The sequence below is a fragment of the Cuniculiplasma thermophilum genome, from assembly GCF_052315355.1.
Classification (GTDB): Archaea; Thermoplasmatota; Thermoplasmata; order Thermoplasmatales; family Thermoplasmataceae; genus Cuniculiplasma.
The window spans coordinates 15,641-35,697 of sequence record NZ_JBLSDF010000006.1 but is presented as its reverse complement, the minus strand read 5'-3'; the positions used below and the strand labels follow the sequence as shown (position 1 = coordinate 35,697).

Annotated in this window: 19 protein-coding genes; 12 read left to right on the top strand and 7 right to left on the bottom strand. The window is 37.5% G+C overall.

Annotated elements, in window-relative coordinates; all coding sequences use genetic code 11:
• Positions 1-92 precede the first annotated feature (92 nt).
• The 4 genes from ACNF42_RS01740 to ACNF42_RS01725 all read left to right on the top strand — a co-directional run bounded on the left by ACNF42_RS01740 (position 93) and on the right by ACNF42_RS01725 (position 6,308).
• Positions 93-1,637 carry a tRNA uridine(34) 5-carboxymethylaminomethyl modification radical SAM/GNAT enzyme Elp3 gene (locus ACNF42_RS01740; protein ID WP_443338236.1) on the top strand — a complete coding sequence of 515 codons (1,545 nt, stop codon included), beginning with the start codon at positions 93-95 and terminating at the stop codon, positions 1,635-1,637.
• A 254-nt stretch (positions 1,638-1,891) separates the two neighbouring features.
• Positions 1,892-3,670 (top strand): potassium-transporting ATPase subunit KdpA, encoded by a 1,779-nt coding sequence (locus ACNF42_RS01735; RefSeq protein ID WP_443338234.1) that lies wholly within the window; start codon positions 1,892-1,894, stop codon positions 3,668-3,670.
• The gene (gene kdpB, locus ACNF42_RS01730) at positions 3,667-5,658 is read left to right on the top strand and encodes a potassium-transporting ATPase subunit KdpB (protein WP_443338232.1); all 1,992 of its coding nucleotides are present in this window, start codon (positions 3,667-3,669) and stop codon (positions 5,656-5,658) included. The genes ACNF42_RS01735 and kdpB overlap by 4 nt, the downstream gene beginning before the upstream one ends.
• Positions 5,652-6,308 carry a potassium-transporting ATPase subunit C gene (locus ACNF42_RS01725; protein ID WP_443338229.1) on the top strand — a complete coding sequence of 219 codons (657 nt, stop codon included), beginning with the start codon at positions 5,652-5,654 and terminating at the stop codon, positions 6,306-6,308. Before kdpB ends, ACNF42_RS01725 begins: the two co-directional genes overlap by 7 nt.
• Here the strand turns inward: ACNF42_RS01725 and ACNF42_RS01720 are convergent.
• Entirely contained in the window at positions 6,294-7,103 is an 810-nt protein-coding gene (locus ACNF42_RS01720) for a universal stress protein (RefSeq protein WP_443338227.1), read from the bottom strand. The genes ACNF42_RS01725 and ACNF42_RS01720 overlap by 15 nt on opposite strands.
• A gap of 221 nt (positions 7,104-7,324) precedes the next feature.
• Between ACNF42_RS01720 and ACNF42_RS01715 the strand changes: the two genes are divergently transcribed.
• The 5 genes from ACNF42_RS01715 (at position 7,325) to ACNF42_RS01695 (ending at position 12,022) form a co-directional block, all read left to right on the top strand.
• Entirely contained in the window at positions 7,325-7,756 is a 432-nt protein-coding gene (locus ACNF42_RS01715; RefSeq protein ID WP_443338226.1) for a hypothetical protein, read from the top strand.
• 722 nt (positions 7,757-8,478) lie between these two features.
• Positions 8,479-9,381: a dihydroorotate dehydrogenase gene (locus ACNF42_RS01710; RefSeq protein ID WP_443338224.1), complete on the top strand. Its 903-nt coding sequence runs from the start codon at positions 8,479-8,481 to the stop codon at positions 9,379-9,381.
• Complete coding sequence (locus ACNF42_RS01705; RefSeq protein ID WP_443338221.1) at positions 9,378-10,127, top strand: dihydroorotate dehydrogenase electron transfer subunit; 750 nt, start codon at positions 9,378-9,380, stop codon at positions 10,125-10,127. Before ACNF42_RS01710 ends, ACNF42_RS01705 begins: the two co-directional genes overlap by 4 nt.
• A gap of 5 nt (positions 10,128-10,132) precedes the next feature.
• Positions 10,133-10,762, top strand: a complete 630-nt coding sequence (locus ACNF42_RS01700) for a 7-carboxy-7-deazaguanine synthase QueE (protein WP_443338219.1) — start codon at positions 10,133-10,135, stop codon at positions 10,760-10,762.
• Positions 10,763-12,022, top strand: a complete 1,260-nt coding sequence (locus ACNF42_RS01695) for a dihydroorotase (RefSeq protein WP_443338216.1) — start codon at positions 10,763-10,765, stop codon at positions 12,020-12,022.
• Here the strand turns inward: ACNF42_RS01695 and ACNF42_RS01690 are convergent.
• Positions 11,999-12,658 (bottom strand): phosphoglycolate phosphatase, encoded by a 660-nt coding sequence (locus tag ACNF42_RS01690; protein ID WP_443338214.1) that lies wholly within the window; start codon positions 12,656-12,658, stop codon positions 11,999-12,001. The genes ACNF42_RS01695 and ACNF42_RS01690 overlap by 24 nt on opposite strands.
• Before the next feature lie 52 nt (positions 12,659-12,710).
• On the opposite strand from ACNF42_RS01690, the gene ACNF42_RS01685 reads away from it, so the two are divergent.
• Complete coding sequence (locus tag ACNF42_RS01685) at positions 12,711-12,995, top strand: ribonuclease P Rpr2/Rpp21/SNM1 subunit family protein (protein WP_443338211.1); 285 nt, start codon at positions 12,711-12,713, stop codon at positions 12,993-12,995.
• Here ACNF42_RS01685 and ACNF42_RS01680 read toward each other — a convergent pair.
• The 3 genes from ACNF42_RS01680 to ACNF42_RS01670 all read right to left on the bottom strand — a co-directional run bounded on the left by ACNF42_RS01680 (position 12,979) and on the right by ACNF42_RS01670 (position 15,096).
• Positions 12,979-13,215, bottom strand: coding sequence for a hypothetical protein (locus tag ACNF42_RS01680; protein WP_443338209.1), 237 nt, complete (start codon positions 13,213-13,215; stop codon positions 12,979-12,981). The two genes, ACNF42_RS01685 and ACNF42_RS01680, sit on opposite strands and share 17 nt — an antisense overlap.
• Positions 13,216-13,418: 203 nt before the next feature.
• Entirely contained in the window at positions 13,419-13,871 is a 453-nt protein-coding gene (locus ACNF42_RS01675) for a hypothetical protein (protein WP_443338207.1), read from the bottom strand.
• A gap of 61 nt (positions 13,872-13,932) precedes the next feature.
• Positions 13,933-15,096, bottom strand: a complete 1,164-nt coding sequence (locus tag ACNF42_RS01670) for a class I SAM-dependent methyltransferase (RefSeq protein WP_443338206.1) — start codon at positions 15,094-15,096, stop codon at positions 13,933-13,935.
• Between the two features lie 195 nt (positions 15,097-15,291).
• On the opposite strand from ACNF42_RS01670, the gene hemA reads away from it, so the two are divergent.
• Positions 15,292-16,572 (top strand): glutamyl-tRNA reductase, encoded by a 1,281-nt coding sequence (hemA, locus tag ACNF42_RS01665; protein WP_443338204.1) that lies wholly within the window; start codon positions 15,292-15,294, stop codon positions 16,570-16,572.
• On the opposite strand, the gene ACNF42_RS01660 is transcribed toward hemA, so the two are convergent.
• A complete protein-coding gene (locus ACNF42_RS01660; RefSeq protein ID WP_443338202.1) occupies positions 16,472-17,227 on the bottom strand; it encodes a metallophosphoesterase in 756 nt (251 codons plus the stop codon). The two genes, hemA and ACNF42_RS01660, sit on opposite strands and share 101 nt — an antisense overlap.
• 85 nt (positions 17,228-17,312) lie before the next feature.
• Between ACNF42_RS01660 and pheS the strand changes: the two genes are divergently transcribed.
• The gene (gene pheS, locus ACNF42_RS01655) at positions 17,313-18,788 is read left to right on the top strand and encodes a phenylalanine--tRNA ligase subunit alpha (RefSeq protein WP_443338200.1); all 1,476 of its coding nucleotides are present in this window, start codon (positions 17,313-17,315) and stop codon (positions 18,786-18,788) included.
• Here pheS and ACNF42_RS01650 read toward each other — a convergent pair whose 3' ends face one another.
• Positions 18,789-20,057, bottom strand: coding sequence for an amidohydrolase family protein (locus tag ACNF42_RS01650; protein WP_443338198.1), 1,269 nt, complete (start codon positions 20,055-20,057; stop codon positions 18,789-18,791).

Below are 20,057 nucleotides of genomic sequence, written 5' to 3'. Positions count from 1 at the left end.
CAACTCTCTTAACCTATCTTTCAGGGAAGACTGATCTTTTTCAATAAAAATTCAATTTATTTAAATTCTTATATGCCATAATGGGTTGGTAAATGAACATTTATGAAGAGATTTCCCAAAGGATAAGTTCTGGAGAGATTTCAAATGGTGATCAGCTGCAAAAGTTGAAGGTTCAGCTGTCCAGAAAGTACGGAATGGATAGGGTACCGTCTAACTCTGAAATATTAAATTCAGGATACCTCGATGAAAACGCAAAGGATATACTTAGACTGAAACCAACAAGAACAATATCAGGCGTTGCTGTGGTTGCTGCTATGACCTCCCCTGAGATGTGCCCACACGGCAGATGTATCTTTTGCCCCGGTGGACTGGAAAATAATTCACCTCAGGCATATACAGGTTATGAACCATCAGCCCTGAGAGGAAGAATGAACAACTATGACCCTTTCAGTATAACGTTCAACAGGCTGAAACAGCTTGAAACCATAGGTCACGATACTTCAAAGGTAGACCTGATTATTATGGGCGGTACGTTTACCGCCAGGAGTAAGGAATATCAGGAAAGCTTTGTAAAGGGATGCCTTGACGGCATGAATGGAAGCGTGTCGCCATCCCTTGAAGAGAGCATTAGGATAAATGAAACATCAAGAAGGAGATGCATAGGGTTAACGGTAGAGACAAAGCCAGATTGGTTTTTTGAAAAAGAAATTGAAGAATCGCTGAAATATGGAACTACCAAGGTCGAGCTTGGAGTGCAGATAATTAATGAGGAGGTCCTAAGATTAAATCATAGAGGGCACGGTGTTGAGGAGATCGAAAAATCCACGTTGCTTTCCAAGAACGCAGGACTAAAAATTGTTTATCACGTCATGCCTGGTATGTATGGTTCAGATTTTCAAAAAGATCTTGAAAGCTTCAGGAAAATGATATCAGATGCAAGGTTTAAACCGGATATGTTTAAAATCTACCCGACCCTGGTGGTGAAGGGGACCAAATTATATAATATGTGGAAGGCGGGAGAATATACACCAATGGAAACAGAAGAGGCTGCCAGATTGATATTCAACTTTATGAAGGAAATGCCCCCATGGATAAGAGTCCAGAGAATGCAGAGAGACATACCAGTAAAGTTCATAGATGCAGGTGTAAAGCGAAGCGATCTTAGAAATATGGTAGATTGGATGCTTAAAGAAAATAAGGTAAAATCCAAGGAAATTAGAGGTAGGGAAATCGGATTCACCACATCCAATGGATCAGAACTTGTGATGAAAAGGATAGATTATGATGCATCTGGAAGTAAGGAGATATTCATATCCTTCGAGGATGAAAATGAGAATCTTGCTTCCTACCTAAGACTGAGGAAGATACCTGAAGATTCATGGAAGAAAGAAACCAGGGCTGTTGGCATGGTCAGAGAAATAAAAACTGTGGGAAGAGTTGTTCCGATTGGACAACATGATGATAAATTGTACCAGCACAAGGGCCTTGGAAAAAGGATGCTTATGGAAGCTGAAAGAATAACCAGAGAAGAATTCCAATATGACAGAATAATGGTTATCAGTGGAATAGGGGTGAGGGAATATTTCAGAAAACTTGGATACAGTGATTACGGTACATATGTCAGTAAATCACTCTAATTATTTTCCACGAATGGATAAATTTCATTTCAGTAATAATCATTAATAAACATTATGCTTTTTCCAAGTATTTGTAAGAAATCAACTTAATGATTTCTCCAGTATCCTATATAACTCTTGTGGATTAAGCTTTAATATTTCCGAATTATCCAAAGTGAAATGTATCAAGTCGGTTTTTGGGTAATACCCCTAGCTGTTATGGTTGGCTTGGCGTCAATTTATCTGATTTACACAATAATAAGGGCTGAGAAGTTATGACCTCACTTGATGGTATGTCCACATCCAGCGGGAATTTTTGGTTAAAATTTTTTGTAAATGAAAGGATTGTATCAGGTGTCATAATTATTGTAATTTATCTGGCAGTTATCTCCTTTCTCGGATATCTTCTAGCTCCGTACATAAAGAAATTGTACAGGGGAGAGAACACATATTTAAGAAGATACACTGCTCCAATTATTGAAAAGATTGAAAAACTGGCGGGCGTGGATCCTAAAAATACAAGCAATTTTAAGGGTTATTTCCTGACCCTGATTATTTTTAATTTTATTGTAGGTGTTTTTTCCCTCTCTTTTCTTTTGATTCAGGGACAATTTTTTAAATTCCCTGGTCAAAGACCCATGAATTTTTACCTTGCCTTCAACACGGTTGTAAGTTTTCTTACCAATACAGATTTACAGCATTATTCAAACCCCCTAAGATTGAGTTATAGTGATGTAACCATTGTAATAATTGGGCTTATGTATGTGTCAGCTGCCACAGGGTTTGCAGCATCTATGGCATTTATAAGAGGTATAATAAACGACGATGGAAAACTCGGTAACTTCTTTCATGACTTTCTTGTTTCCATTTTCGATCTGCTTCTACCTCTTTCTTTCTTGACAACAGTATTATTGATCATTTTCGGCGTTCCGGATACAACCTATACGAGTATTGTAATACATCCATTCTTTGACAAATTCACCTTAAACATTCCAATCGGACCTGTTGCTTCTCTGGAGGGGATCAAAAATATAGGAACAAATGGTGGTGGTTTTTACGGAGCCAACGCAGGATACCCCTTTGAAAATCCGTCATGGATAACCAATCTAATAGAAGTGATATCCTTTACCATAATACCAATAGGTTCCATATTTGCAATTGGTCAGGTGCTTGAGAACAGAAAGTTTTCCAGCATGCTTTTTGGCGTAATAATAGTTCTTTTCTCCTTCAGTGCATTCCTTGCCTTTTTTGGTGAAATATCAGGAGTTCCTGCTCTTTATAACATAGGATACAATTTCGGTGGCAATTACATAGGAAAAGAAACTGCCTTGGGAATCTCACAAAGTACAATTTTTGGAAGTGCGGCCACGCTCACATCAACAGGTGCTGCAAATGCAGCCCTGATAGATTATACCCCGGCCGGGATTTTAGGAATTCTATTCCCAATGCTACTGAATGATCCACTTGGCGGAGTAGGCACTGGTGTTTTGAATATTTTTTCCTATGTTATATTTACAGTTTTCCTTGTGTCTTTGATGGTTGGTAAACTTCCTGAAATTATGAGCCTGAAAATAAGTTCCAGGGAGATAAAATATTCAACATTCAGTCTTATTATACATCCTCTTATCATAATAGTACCACTTGGGTTCACCCTTCTCTTTGCGCCCATCTTGATGAAAAGCTTTGTCAATACACATCCGGATCAGATTACTGCACTGCTTTACGAATATGCATCGGCCGCATCAAATAATGGTTCAGAGGTTGGAGGATTCGCCACAAACTCTCCATTTTTTAATGTTCTGGACGGCATTATAATGTTAATGGGCCGTTATCCCATTATGGCCTTTCAGCTGATTGTGGCAGAATCCTTTGCCTATAAGAAGCCAAAGGTACAATATGGCAGATCTGTAGATATTGGCTCATTCTGGTTTGGATTCATGCTATTATTCACGATGATCTTACTTGGATTGATATCTTTCTTTCCCATACTTTCAGCAGGACCTTTACTGGCGTGGGGAAGGGCATTCTCTTTACTTGTAGGGGTGGTTAGATGAATCAATACATAGAAGCAGCCTTTAATGCAATTAAAAGCTTCGATCCCCGTAAAATCATAAGAAATCCGGTTATGTTCATCACTGAACTTGCCATGTTTGTTTCTGTATACCTTTTGATATTCCATTCCCAGTACGGACTTAATCTGAGCCCTGTGTATATTCAATTCTATGTTTCTGTTATTATCCTCTTATTTCTAACAATTTTCTTTTCGAATCTTGCAGAATCACTGGCAGAAGGCAAGAGCAGAAATATAACTGCAACGCTGAAAAAAATGAAGCGTGAGACAAACGGAAGGGTTGTGGATGAAACAGGTGAGAGGATGATTCCCTCGACAGAACTTAGAAAGGGAATGATCGTTGAGGTCAGGAAAGACGAAACCGTCCCAACTGATGGAGAAATTGTTGAGGGGAGAGGTTATTTTAACGAATCTTCAATCACAGGTGAGTCTAAACCTGTTTTTAAAGTCCAGGGGGATAGCGTAACTGGTGCAACGGTGCTTCTCGATAATAAGGTTAAGATAAGAATAACTGCAAATCCTGGAGAAACTTTTCTCGACAAGATGATTGAACTTGTTGAAGGATCCATAAGAGCAAAGACGCCAAACGAGATTGCACTTTCCATTTTGCTATCAGGTCTAACTCTTGTCTTTCTTATAATAACATCTTCAGTATACACCCTAGGTACATTTCTGAATACAAACGTGAACCTGTTTATACTGGTTGTCTTATTGATATGTCTCATACCCACAACCATAGGAGCTTTACTTCCGGCCCTTGGTGTAGCCGCAATAAATAAAGTAAGCCAATTCAACGTTATCGCAAAAAGCGGTAGGGCTGTTGAGAATGCAGGGGACATAGATACTATTATACTTGATAAAACCGGCACAATTACAATTGGGGACAGAGAGGCAAATGCAATTTACCCGAATCGTGATATAACAGAGGATGATCTTTACAAAGCTGCATACATATCTTCATACTTTGACGAAACAAAGGAAGGAATATCCGTAGTGAAAAAGGCTCTAGAAAAAAGGCCTGATCTTAAGGATATCCCCATGAATGAGTATGAATTTGTTCCCTTTACTCCAGATACGAAATTCAGTGGGGTAAAAAAAGGAAAAGAATTCATATACAAAGGTTCCCCAAATGCAATCTGGGAACTGGCAGGCAGTAAGGATAACTACATAGAAGCAAGGTGTGCAGAAATATCCTCAAGGGGAGGAACAGCCATGGTTGTAATCTCAGACAAAGGTATACTAGGTGCAATTGAATTCAATGATATATTAAAACCATGGATTAAGGAGAGAATTGAAGCATTAAAAGCTATGAACATTAAACCTGTAATGTGTACAGGAGATAATGAGCTCACGGCTCAGTACATAGCCCGTGAGGCATCCATTGATGAAGTTGTTGCCAACAGTAAACCAAAGGATAAATACAACAAGGTTCAGGAAGAGAAAGAAAAACAGAGAATGGTCGCAATGGTAGGGGATGGGACAAATGATGCACCAGCCCTTGCACTTGCAGACGTTGGATTCGCCATGAATAGCGGAACCCAGGCCGCCAAGGATGCTGCCAACATGATAGATCTGGAAAATGACCCCACTAAGTTGATGGATGTGATATTCCTTGGAAAACAGATATTGATTACAAGAGGCTCTTTAACCACGTTCAGCATTGCCAATGACATTTCAAAATATTTTGTCATCATTCCTGCGGTCTTTTTTATGTTTCCTCAACTTTCCTTTATTAATATCCTTGGCTTCACTGATCCTTTGCTTGCCGTGACTTCGGCGCTCATATTCAATACGTTCATCATACCCATGTTAATTCCGTTGGCCATAAGAGGGGTAAAATTCAGGCCATCGGGAATAAACGATCTCCTCAAAAGGAATATTATAGTTTATGGGGTAGGTGGCGTGCTGCTTCCATTTCTGGCAATTGGTGCCATTTATTACATTTTGTTGGGGGTAGGTGTCCTATGGTAAAAATGAAGGAATTTTTGGGGATAGTAAAATCGTCAGTAATAATTATGGTAATAATAATTCTGATTGTGGGATTCATAATACCCAGCGTCACATCTCTTGTGGCTGAGAATTTGGATCCAGGATCTGCAAATGGGAGCCAGATCAATCTTGATGGAAAGATTTATGGAAGTTATCTTCTTGCCCAGGCTTTTAACAGAAGCTACTTCTTTCAAGCTAGACCGTCTGCTATAAATTTCAATCAAAGTACCTCAGGTGCGCCCGAGTGTGCTCCTGGAACAAATGCTTCTCTGAATCAGACCTTGCAAAATATACATAAATTTGAAGAGATGAATCCAAATGTCACCTTAAGTCAAATTCCTGGAGAGATGGTTATGGATTCTGCTTCAGGGCTTGACCCCAACATTCCACTTGAAGGTGCCCTCATTCAGGAGAAGAGAGTTGAACAGGCCATAATCAATCTGGGAAAACTCAAGAACGTAAGCCTATCGTGGAATGAAGTCAATAGTACAATCAATAGCCTAATAAATGAAAGCAAATCTCAGGATTTCCCCATATTTGGTTCTTACTACGTTAATATTATGTATCTTGATGTTGGAATCATAAATTTCCTGATGAACCACAATATATTGAGTAAATCATCTCTTGATTAATATTGAATCTATAGGTATATCTTTCATAATCCTTTTTATATCAGAATTTATTCGAACGTTTGAATAAGGATCCGGCCTTAGTCCAAGTATTATAAGGTCAGACGAGGAAGCATAGAGTCTGTTCATTACAGACTCCCTTAGATTTTCACCTGAGAGTTTTGTTATTTCGTAATCCAGATTCAATTCCTTCCATATCTCATTGTTCATTATGGTTTTGAAACCATGAATTTTCTTTTTGTCAAAATCTGTCATATCGCACAGTGAAAATTTGGCCCCCAATACCTTTGCAAATATTGCTGATAGATAAACTGACTTTCTCGTATTCAGCCTTTCGCTCATTGGTACAAATATATTTTTGTATGGGAATGTGTCCCGTTTAAGAGAAACTGCGGCAACTGTGTTTTTGGAATTTTTGATAACATAATCCCCTATTGGGCCAAGTAAGGATGTTGATATTCCAGGCCTTGCTCTACTGCTCATCAAGACAAGATCGTAATTTCTTGAATTTACCTCTGAAATGATGCCTTCCTTTATGCTTTTGGAACTCTGGATCTTTGGGATTACATTGAGACCTTCACTTTTAGCCTCCTTATAGGCATTCATGATTATGGCCACTTTCTGGCTCCAAGTTACCTCTTTGGTCTCTTCTTTAATTGTTAATGCCGTAATTTGAGAGCCAAGAACCCTTGCGAACTGGGTTGCAATTGTAAAAGCCTTTTTTGAGCTTTCTCCTTTGGCCATAGGGACAAGGATACGATCCGTCTTTGCCAGATAGGAGGTTTGCTGATCTATCATAATTATGTAATGCCTACAAGATAATAAAAACTTTTGTTAGCTTTTCCATAAGTAAATGTATGGATATATAGATATTTAATAGGTTAGCGAATATCAGATGTTCATGAATTAGAATATAGTCCATGATAATGGGTAACATGTAAGTTATTTAACGTTGTTATAATTACCTAGACGTGCAGTGCCTGATAATTAATGGAGGTAGTATCTTCGGCTATAAAAATATGACACAAATAGCCAGATTTCCGGAAGATGAGGCTTTTGTCATCGATATGGATGCTTTAAACAGGTATCAATTTAATTTTAAGCTTTATTCCGAAATTTCAAAGTATATTGAATTTACGCTTATGGCCTACCCGTATAAGGAAAACGATCTTATCGACCTTATGATTTCAGGTGCATCCAGGGTTGTAATAAATAATACACTAGATGATGAGAAATTAAGAAATTTCTTCGATATAACAGATGAACTGGTTATGCGTTGTTCTACTCCAATGGACATAAGAAGATTCAATGAATTTGGTGGAAATATGTATTTAACTTGCAGAATTTATGATAGACCAGGATTATATTTCTACTATGGTCCATTTCACGAGATAAATGAAAAAATAATCTGGTTGTCCGACTACCCAGATAGTCTAAAATACGACTGTTAATCCATTCCCGAATGGAGTGAACAGCCACGAATTTAAAAACCGATTACCCCATTATTTCCGAATTATCTCTTTTCGAGATGTGCCCTACAAAAACCCATTATATGGAACTATCTCCACTCCCAACGTAATATTATAATTTTATTATTCCCAACAATACATATTTAAGCAGATCACATAATCGTATATCCTATATCATATAAAAAAGGATAATTTTCAAGAATATATTTGAAATTACTTGCTCAGTTAGGGGAAGTAATGTGTTGCAATAAGTAAAAACCAATGGAATAGGACATTTACAAAATCAAGGGATTATTGCCTATTATTGACCTGATTATCCAATTAACTTCTACTCAGTGAAGGCGAATAATTGCTCTTGTAGTTAATGAAAGAATCCATTTAAGGGTTTACTCAATGAACAATGTCTTATAATTTAAGTTAAGCTGCAGTATTAAAGGCCTTGAATGTGAATGCTATTAAAATGCCCAGTTAAAAATTAAGAAGTATATTTCATTCCTACTTATCCCCTCCCCATATTCCTGTTGTTTTATGTGGAATTTAAGGGATGAATCACATTATCAATTTTACATTCTTTTCCAGGGAGTTCCCTTATTGTGAACATGCAGATAATATTGGAACTCTTTCTGACAATTAGGAAAGTATGACATTCCAATTTATCAGAAAATTTAGGAAATCTAAAAATAAGCGTAAACACTTAAACTTGAATGTCAGATCTGAAGACTAAAATCGGGAGTCTCGAACTTGAACACCCTGTAATGCTGGCTTCCGGAATACTGGATGAGAATGGCTACACTATTAAAAGAATACTTGAAGAGGGAGCAGCTGCCGCGGTAACTAAATCAATTGGAAACGAGGAAAGAAATGGGTATATTCCACCAGTTGTAGTTGAGAACGAAAGTTATATAATCAATGCAATGGGTCTCCCTAACCCTGGTATAGAAATCTACGAGGAAGAGATTCATATAGCAAAAAAAGCCGGGAAACCAGTAATTGGAAGCATATTTGCAGCAGATTCAAACGGTTTTTTAAGCCTTGCTGAAAGGATGACGGATTATGGAGTTGATGCAATTGAACTTAATCTTTCCTGCCCACACGTTAAGGGATTTGGAACCGAAGTTGGAAGTGATCCCGTTCTTGTTAAGGAAATAGTGAAAGAACTGAAAGGTTCAATAGATATTCCTATCTGGTCCAAACTTTCTCCTAACGTAACCAGCATCCTAGATATTGGTCAGGCAGCCTCAGAAAGCGATGCACTGGTACTTATTAATACAGTAAGAGCCATGGCTATTGACATCTATGCAAAGAAACCAGTTCTTACTAATATATATGGTGGGATGTCAGGACCAGCAATCAAATCTGTTGGAATTAGGATGGTATATGAAATCAAAAAGGAACTAGATGTGGAAGTTGTGGGTGTTGGTGGCATACAAAATGGGTATGATGCTTTAGAGTATATAATGGCAGGAGCTTCTGCAGTTCAGGTTGGAACCGCAGTTTGGAAATATGGAAGGGGTATATTCAAAAATATTAAGGAAGAAATGACTCAATTTATGGAATCCAATGGGATTAAGAGGATTGATGATATTGTTGGGGTGGCAGTTCAATGATTTATCATTTACAGATAAAAAAGAAGGTAAAGGAGACTCCAACAGTTTTCTCAATGTATTTTGACTGGGAAGTGGAGGTATTTCCTGGTCAGTTTGTAATGGTTTGGGTCCCAGGGTATTCAGAAATTCCTATGACTGTGGCAACAGTAGATGGTTCAAAATGTATAACTGTAAAGGTATATGGAAAAACCACCGAAAAACTTTCTGAGTTTGAGAAGGGAGATATACTATATCTACGTGGTCCCTATGGAAAGCCGTTTACAAACACTAATGGGGAAAAATTGCTTATTGGAGGCGGATCGGGAATGGCATCCCTGAGATCTTTGATTGATGAGAATGCAACGGGGATAATAGCCGCAAAAACAGGCGATGAGTTACTTTTTGAGAATGCGTTTTCCCCAGGTAAAGCAATATGTGTTACCGAAGATGGATCAAAAGGAATAAAAGGACTTGTCATGGAAGGCATCAAGACTGTTGATCTGACAAAATTTAAAGCCATATATGTTTGTGGTCCTGAAATGATGATGAAATCTGTTTTTGAGATGTTAAAAGACAAAAACCTCAATGTTGAATTCTCCTTTGAGAGAAGTATGAAATGCGGCATTGGACTATGTGACTCCTGCTCCATAGATGGATTACAGGTATGCAAGGATGGTCCTACATTTAATTTGAATGATGTCAGGAAAATGTACGAATTTGGCAGAACAAAACTTTCATCCTCGGGAAAGAGAATCTATATGAAGTGATTTGAATGCTAATAACAGAGATTTTTCACAGTATTCAGGGGGAAGGGCCACTCACAGGGACACCCATGCTCTTTATCAGAACAAACAGGTGTAATTTAAGGTGCAAATGGTGCGATACGACATATAGCTTTGAGGGTGGAAAGGAATATGCAATGAAGGACCTTGTTGAGATAGCTGAAAAATCCTGGGAAAAATGGATCTGCTTGACAGGCGGCGAGCCACTACTACAGAGGGATGCACCTGAACTGGTTAGGGAAATCAATAATCTGGACAAAGGTGTTCTCATAGAAACGGGTGGCTCGTTAGATATTTCGGATTATATTAAATTTGAAAAATGTGTTATAGACATGGATATAAAAACACCATCTTCCGGCGAATCGAATAAAATGAGAATTGAAAATCTTAATATTCTACGAGATCAGGATTATGCAAAACTTGTTATTTTGGACGAGACGGATTTTCACTTTCTCGAGGATGTTTATGAAAAATGGGGCAATAAAATTAACATAGTTGTGCAACCGGCATGGGGTATTCAAAACGAGTGGATAGTAAATAAAATTATTGAGAAGAGGATGAACGTTAGATTTATGCTGCAGGAACATAAATACATATGGGGAGAAAAGAGAGGCGTCTGAATGGAAGATACTAATTTTACAGGAAACTTTTATTATAAAGGTTCCTTTGAAGAAATGACATTAAGTGTAAGGAATGGAAAAATTGTAGAATTGAGAAAATTCAAAAAGGGAGAAAGGGCTGTTAAGCTGGAAGGGGCAGTTCTTCCTGGTTTTGTTGATATCCACGTTCACTTTAGAGATCCAGGCGAAACTGAAAAAGAGGATTTTAGTTCAGGAAGCATGGCCGCAGCATACGGTGGAACGACAGCTGTTTTTGATATGCCGAACAATCTCGTTCCAATAACTGATTATGAACGATTTGATAGAAAAAAAAGGGGTTTGATGAGAAAAAGCTACGTTGACTATGGCCTCTATTCTATGTACGATGGGACAAACGGAAATATAATTTCAAAAGAAAGCTCTGCAATTAAAATATACATGGGCGGCAGCACAAATTCAAAGGGGGCAGGTATAGATTATGAGAATGATGCCTTTCTGAGAGAGTGGAACAAGAATATAGTTTTCCACGGTGAACTGGAACAGTGTTTGAAAGAAAATAATTTGGAAGAAGTAACATCCCTTTCAATGCACGACAGGGCGAGACCATCATCCTGCGAAAGGGAGGCTATGAAAAAAATTTCAAAGGTCAGAAATAAAAACAAAATCATGGCTCACCTGAGCGACTTCAATAATCTTGGTGAGAAGGATTTGAACACCCTTATAGAAATGACTCCACATCATATGCTCCTGAATTATGGCATGCCCATTGGTTCCCTGGGTAAAGTAAATCCACCTCTTAGATCACCAGAGATCATGAGGGGAAATCTTCAGGTTTTTATAGATGGAAAGGTGGATATCTTGTCATCTGACCACGCACCTCATCTGGAGGAAGATAAGGAGGAGTTTGAATTCGCAAAATCTGGAATTCCCGGTGTGGAGACCAGAATCCCGGTGATGATGGCCCTTGTATCCAAAGGAATCCTCAACCTAAATACCCTGATAAGAACTGGATCTGAAAGACCGGCTGAAAAATTTTCAATCTTAAAGGGTAAGATAGAAAAGGGGTATGATGCGGATTTTGTATGCGTGGATTTTTCAAACGTGAGTAGAATAAACGAAGATAGATTGCATTCCAAAAATCCAAGAACTCCATTCAATGGTTTTGATGCCGTATTTCCAAGGAAAGTAATACTCAGGGGGGAGGAACTCATAAACGGGAAAGATATAATCGAGGATCGTAGAGGAGTTTTTATTGAATCAGAGAAGAGAGAAGTGTTCTAATATATCCCGAAGGCCGTCACCATAACTTTTTTCAGAAATATAGAGTGATTCTGCCTTTAATCCCGCGCTTGCATTTGATGGACAACCTGAGAATGTGACTGATCTGAACATTGAGATATCGTTGTCTCCATCTCCGCAGGCAAGTATTTCATCTTTCTTGATGTTCAGTATATCTATAAGCTTAGTTACCGCAAATCCCTTATTTTGACCCTGGTTCATGATGTGAACGGCAAAGCCACTGTCCTCGATACGGACACCAAACTCCTTTTCATATTTTGTATAATTTGTTTTTTCTCCGGGGATAAAGGCAATAGATGTCTCTCTCCATCTATTTGTTATGTATTCTTTAGCGCCTGTTTCCTCCTTTATTTTCTGAAAAGCCCTTTTGGTTATGCCTGGCTCAAAAAATTTTTCGATTGTTCCATCTCTCATCAAAATTCCCCCATTTTCACCAAAGAGAATATCTCCCACGCCCATAATACCCCTGATTCCATACATAACTGGAAGTACGTTTCCACTAACAAGACATATTGTTATTTCTGGCATCGATTTTTTTAAATTTCTTAAAGAGATCAGAGTTTCAACCTTAATTGAACGATCTTTTTCGGTAATCGTTCCATCTATGTCGAGTACCAAGAGTTTAATCATATGCAAATAAACATATAACCAAGAAATTTATACCATTCTGTTGAAGCAAAGAAAAGAGAAACAATCTCTGGCGATGGAGAGGATAGAGTATCTTTACGAATCCCTTAATAAGGTCGATGAAAAAAATATGATTATTAGAATCAACCTTATGGAAAACCTCGGAAAAAGGGCGGATTTGCCAATCCCAAAGGAAATTAAGAGATCGTACTGCAAAAATTGCAAAAGGCTTTACAACAAAAAGACAAGAATCCGACTCAAAAGCGGAAATTTAATAATAACCTGTGGAAATTGTGGAAATGTTAGAAGGCTCAGGTACCATCGCTAACCGTTTCAATGTGGAACAGAACTTTGAATCCTTCAAGGGTTGCGTGAATTTTATCGGCAAACCATAGTGAATCCTCTTCGGTTGCGCTATTACCCCACTCATAAACCATATCATGCTCCCCCATTATTGGCCTGAAACCCAGTGACCTTAGTCTCATTATGATCTCTGAAGGTTTAGCTCCTTCACTGGAAAAGGTCACATTCAGGTATGTCTTCATCATGTTATCAAAGCCATATTTTACCAATCTATTTATTTTTTTTCTCGTTGCATTGAAGAAAATGTAGAAAAATATCCTTATTATTCCATTAACTGTTTATTCAGATCAAAAAAGAGCATGATATGGCAATCTACCAAACTGTAAAAACTGGCTGCTTTAATATTCTTTTATCACATTTTTATTATAAATTATAGAAGAATTATCTACTATTTCTCCACTCTCATATATTTTATATATGCAAGAAGAAATATAAGTATGGAAAGAACGCTTATAAGAATAGATATTGCCAATAATTCATATGTATCTGACCCTCTTGGAGTCACCTTGAAGTATATATCGGTGGTACCCTTATTTATTTCAACCTGTCCACTTGTCTTATTGGCCAGAAATTTAAAGGGTAAAACGATTGAATAGTTGTATGAACCCAAAGGCAAAGATATTTCCAGAACATCATAGGATGAAACATACACTTTTTTGTCAATGTCTACAGAAAAATTGTAATCAGGAGGAAGATTTATGGCATTAAATACCACACTGCCACTAGTTGATACAGAATTTACATGCATTGTCTTTTCTACGGTATTTGATGCTGGAATTGCAAGAGACATTATAAATAATATGAGAACAAGCAGAGTGATGCCTTTTGTAAAGTGTCGCATTTTTGAATATGTCAAACAGGCATATAAAAAATATTCAGTAAACTTTGTATAAACTTATATTTTAAGGTTGTATCTTTTTGCATAAGGCATATTCGTTACCTATCTTAAAAATGTAACATGTTTCATTGCCAAATAGATTTCTTTCTATTTCCATCTTTTCTTTGTAATAATCCTTTGAATCGTATCTGAGGAATACCCTACCAAAATTTGACTCCTTAAGGTAATTTATAATATTTTCATAATCTGAAATTTTTACTACTTCAAAAAACTCCCCCATGGGTTCGTCAAATAGCATATTTGCAGCATATATTGACTTTCTCTTTTCTCTCTGAACAAGATGCATACTGTTATCTCTGCAATACTGATCTTCAATTTCTGCATAAAACAAGGAAGGGTCTGGAATAAAAAGAATCTCGGACCACGCTCCATTTTTAACATATTTATCAAGATTCCTTGAGTAATATCTCCTCTCCTGAGGGAGCATTACAGCAGAGTAAATTCTATCACCATTACCATAATTTGTAAGTCTGTGAATTGACCCATTAATAGACATGTATTCCAGTTCGCCTTGCATCTTGTTTAACTTCTCCTTTCCTATCATAGGTGGGAGGTCAAATACAAATTGAGGATTGTAAGCATGGAATTTTTCCAGTATCATAATAGGATTGGGTTCCAAAGCTTCCAGAGTTCTTTCATTTGTTGAGCTAGCCCTTAAGGGGTCCGAAAAAACCGTGTCAAAATTCAGATCATTTGTCTTGAGATTGTTAAAGTCTGAAAATAGAAATCTGGCCTTTGATTGGTATATTTCAGCATTTATCTGAGACATCAGATAACGCCTGGTGTCTCTCTCTATTCCAGTTGTCCTAGAATACTTTGAAAAAAAAATTGACTGCATACCGGCACCTGAACCTATGTCTAGAATATTTTTCCCTGAAAGTCTTTTTGCCCTGTAAATTCCGGATAGCTCAGGAGTTGAATAGGAGGCAGAGTATTTATCCATCCATAGCCTGTTGCCTCGTGTAAATTTATCCTTGATTTTAATTCTAACCTTTGCAAATTCTATCAAATCATACTTCGATTCAACATTTAATCTTAGTGTGTGCCTTATCTTATCTTCAGAGAAACCTCTCCTAAGCATCTCTATGATCCGATCTATTACAATATCTTCACTTTCTCTGTAAGAGTTGTCATTTAAAATCCTCTTTAAAAAATCGGTTTCATGCAACTTTTTCAAAGGTATATGTTCAAAATATAGATTTAACTTTCTAGGGGAAATGAAATAAATTACAATTGTTCAAGCATAGAATTAATAATCAATATTAAATGATTATTAGGTACTCAGAATTCAGTTGAAGAAATGTAAAAACTTAATTGCCCATTTTGAATACAGGTTTATTCGATGAAGTAGAGAGGGGGTTATGTGTTAGTTTCTGACTTGAAGGTAATAATGTGGGATTTCAGGGGTGGCGACAATTCACTCGAAAAGGTACTGAAGCTTGACGATGATGAAATTCAATCCAGATTGTCAACAAAAAACGTGGAAAAGAGAATAATTTTGAGAACGTGCAACCGACTTGAAATTTACTATGATGCAGATGTGGTTTTTGATGATGAGAATATCTTCCCGGGATCTAAATTCCTAAGGGGTGACGCTGCCATAATGCACATATTGAGAGTTTCCGCAGGCCTCGAATCCATGTCTGTGGGCGAAAATGAAATTTTGAGACAGATAAAGGAGGCCATGGAAAAATCAATTAAAGAGGGCAGAAGTAACAAGTTTTTATCTATGATATTTCACAGGGCCATAAAATTAGGGAAAGAAATAAGAGAAAAGACGGAAATATCCCACGGCAAGGTTTCCATTCCATCCATAATGATAGACCAGATTGGCAAGAGGGGTCTTATTAATGGTAAGCACATCGGAATAGTGGGAACGGGAAAAATGGCTGCAACCATTGTAAAATATCTAAAGAAAGAGGAAAATGCCATAATTACAATATATGGAAGAAATGAAGAAGCGGGAAAGGAACTGGCCGATCTCTTTGGTGTAAACTTTAGAAAAACACTTGATATTCCGATCATAATAGACGAAAGTGATGTTATCATCACGGCAACAACTTCAAAAACTGTGCTTATAGATAAGGGAGAGATTGAAAAAATTAATAAGAAAATTCTATTGGTTGATATTTCAAATCCAAAGAACATTGATGAAAACTTCATAAATCCAACAGTTGAGTTACTTAATCTCGATATGGCCAATCAGATAATGGAAGAGAACAGGAAGAGGAAGGAAAAGGATATAGTTCTGGCCGAAGAGATAATCAAAAAGGAACTGGATAAGATATATACCAAGATTGCCGAAGGAGAGATTGAGTGGTACATTTCAGACATTTACGGTAAGGCGAGAGAAATATTAAATGAAGAAATTATAAAATACAATTCTGCATTAGAAGCTGGTCATGATCCCAATGAAACACTCCTTGCCATGGGGAACTCATTTATCAATAAGATTCTGGCACCTCAAACATTAACTCTAAAGAGAATGATACGTGAGGGAAAAACTGAAAGTGTCAGGGATTTTCTCGATTCCGTCTGGGACATTACGGATGACGACCCTGATCAGAAAGATTTCTTTTCTGAAGATCCAAAAGATACCCAAAATCAACAAGCCCGAAGTCATCAGTTATCCCAAATGCCCTGAATTTTTTATCTTTAACATTTTTGAGGGCAGGAGTGAAGTGATCATCACTCAGCAGGGACTGAGTTATATCTGTACCAGATGAGAAAAAACTCATAGCAGGCGTTATAAGAATGTGCTCTTCGGGACCATACACAAAAGCAGGAAGCTTGAATATTCCTCCGACACGATCCCTAAGGACAATGGATGGATGTTCGTGACCTAATATTGTTATCTTTTTGATTCCAAGATCCCTGTCGCCGTGATATATGTAATATCTTTCGTCTTCGTAAATATCTAGACCATTTATACCTCTTTTACTTAAAATTGCCTGAAGATAGTTATCATGATTACCCCTTATAAATATAAGATCCGTTTGAGAGGAGAAACGATCAATAAAATGTATAACATCTTCCCATTCCTGAGGGAGATTTCTTCTAAATTCCTGTTTAAAATCACCATTTATGAATATGTGTTCAGGTTCATATCGCTCTATAATTTTCTGAACCAGACCCTCAACGTGATCTCTCTGAAGTTTTGGCAAGAATAAACCATTTAGATTCATCTCCTCTTCGAACCCCAGATGCAAATCTGAAATAACTACTGCTGAAATATCTGATAAATATATACAGTAAAGATCCGTTATGTATACTCCCTTCTCAAGCTCAATTTCCTTCAATTCAACAGCTGATACAAAGAGTAGTTATAATTTTAATTAAAAAATGTCAGTATAAAGTTTTTAAATGACAAACTCCTAACAGGCTGTGGATTTAAGCGAAAGTGAACTCAAAGTATTGAAAATGATCGACGATAGAAAAGATGTACCTGAGTATACACTTATTGAAGATGGGGAAAGCCCTGAAACGATCAGAAGTGCCGTTTCATGGCTTGAGAAAAAAGGACTAATAAGCGTAAATTATGATGAAAGAAATGAGTACATTCCGAGTGAGGAAGCTTTAATTTATTCTCAAAAAGGATTCCCAGAGGAGAGGGCAGTCTCCTTACTTAAGAAAAATGGGAAAATAAGTCTTATAGATCTTAGAAGAGAACTGGGAGATGCTGATTCAAAGATAGCAATTTCACAACTGGCAAAGATGGGGCTGAAGCCCGATAATGGAATGATGATTTATGGAAATAGGGAAGATATAGATGAATTAATTTCAAAAAGAAGGAAAATTTTGGAGGAAATAATTTCCGGTAAAGATGTTGAAAACTCGCTTAATTCCGAACTTCAGAATCTTTTGAAACGATCCGGATTAATAGAGAAAAGACAGAGAAAATTCAGACTTTTAACCCTTACTGAGAGTGGAAAGAAGGCAATCGGAGACCAGGATGGTTCGGCAACTATTGGTGAAATTACTCCAGAGATGATAGCAAGTGGTGAATTCAGAAACCATAAGTTTCGTGCATATGATCTGAATCTTCCGGGAGAAAAAAAGGAAAGAAATGGATATCATCCTTTGACCCTTCTGATTGATGAGATAAGGGGAATATTTTCCTCACTTGGCTTTACGGAGGTAAGGGATGACTACATAGAATATACGGGGTGGAATATGGATGCCCTGTTCATTCCGCAAAACCACTCTGCCAGGGATATGCAGGATACATTTTATATTGAAAGGAAGAACAGAGAAGAACCTGACCCAGAGCTTTTGAAACTTTTTGAGAGGGCCGGAAAAATACAAAGAGAAGGAACTGAGGGACACAAAGGATGGGGATTTGAATGGTCCATAAATGAGGCAACGAAGACTGTTCTGAGAACACATACTACTGCAAGTTCCATGAGGGCCCTGTGGAAGGAACCTGATATTGAAAAGGCTGTCTTTTCAGTGGATAGAGTCTTCAGACATGAAAGTGTGGACTGGAAACACCTGGCCGAATTTCACCAGGTTGAAGGCGCCATATATAGCAGGGATGCAAATCTTCAAACACTCATATGGGTAATGAAGAAATTTTATGGATCTCTTGGCTTTAAGAGCATAGAACTTGTGCCTTCCTATTATCCGTATACAGAACCAAGTATGGATGTTATTGTTAACATAGATGGAAAAGAGGTTGAAATGGGCGGTTCTGGAGTTATAAGACAGGAAGTGAGGGAAATACTTGGCCTAAAATACCCAGTGGTTGCATGGGGTCTTGGGCTTGAAAGATTGGCAATGCTCTACAATGAGCTTAAGGATATACGTGGAATTTACAACAGTGATCTTGGCTGGCTGCGAAATTATAAAATCAGGGTTTAATTAAAAGTTGTTCCTGATCCATTTTACAGCTCTCTTATATTCATTTTCAATATCTGCATCCACTTTGAAATTCCTTTTGATATAATTGCCATTAATTACAATGTCTCTTATTGCAGATGGTGACATACTGTAAATGACATCGTTAATAAAATTTGCACCTTTAGTTGGATTCATGGAATAGTGCTCTCCATCTATTATGAGAAAATCAGCTGGTGCGCCCTCCTCAATCATTCCTAACTTTTTCATTCCTGTGCTTCTCCCACCCCATACTGTGAGCATTTTGAATATTTCATCTGAGTTGATAAGTGAAGGATCCCAACGATTGTTCTTGATTGCGAGCGCACCATTCTTAGCAGTTTCAAGAATGTTCAGTGAATTGTTGCTCCCATTACTGTCTGTTCCGATTCCAATGTTTGCTCCGGATTTCAGAAGTTCCGGAATTGCAGGAACACCCCCTACTCCCAATTTATGATTGCTTACAGAATTCCATGAAATATTGCCCTTCACCTTTCCAATCTTTTCAATCTCTTCCTTTGTCAACCATACACAGTGCGCCATGTTTGTTCTTTCATTTATTACATTGTGATCTAGAAGATCAATAGCTGGCCTTTTGCCATTTGCATCCATATAGTCATATACTTCCATTCTTGTCTCTGCCAGATGCATATGAAGTGTGCAGTTATATCTTTCAGAAATCTGGTTTGCAATAATCATATTTTCCATGGATGAAACATACACGCCCTGAATTCCCAAGGAAGGATATACCAACCCATACTCTTTCTTTCCTGAAAAATTGTTGATGAATGATTCGGCATTTTCCATTGGATTGCCTTCTTGTGTTGTTTTATCCTTATCCAGAGTTACCCAGGATAAAAAACCTCTTATTCCCATTTTGCTGACAGCCTCTGCAATAATGTCTTCCGAGTAGTATAAATCCATAAAAGATGTTATACCATTCATAAGCATTTCGTAGATACCTGCCACAGAACTGAAATAAATGTCATCCCTGGACCTTCCACTGTCCAGTTTAAACGTCTTTTCAAGAAACATCTCCAGATCCATATCATCCAGGAGACCCCTGAATCTCCACATGGCTACGTGCGAATGAGTATTTATGAACCCTGGAATTATGTACTTTTGCGAATCACCTTCACTGTCCCTGATGGATTTAATTTTTCCATTAGCGATCTCTATATCTACATTTCTGGCTGTACCCGTTTCCCAGTCGAAAATATTCACTGAATTAATGGAAGTAAGCTGTTCCAACAT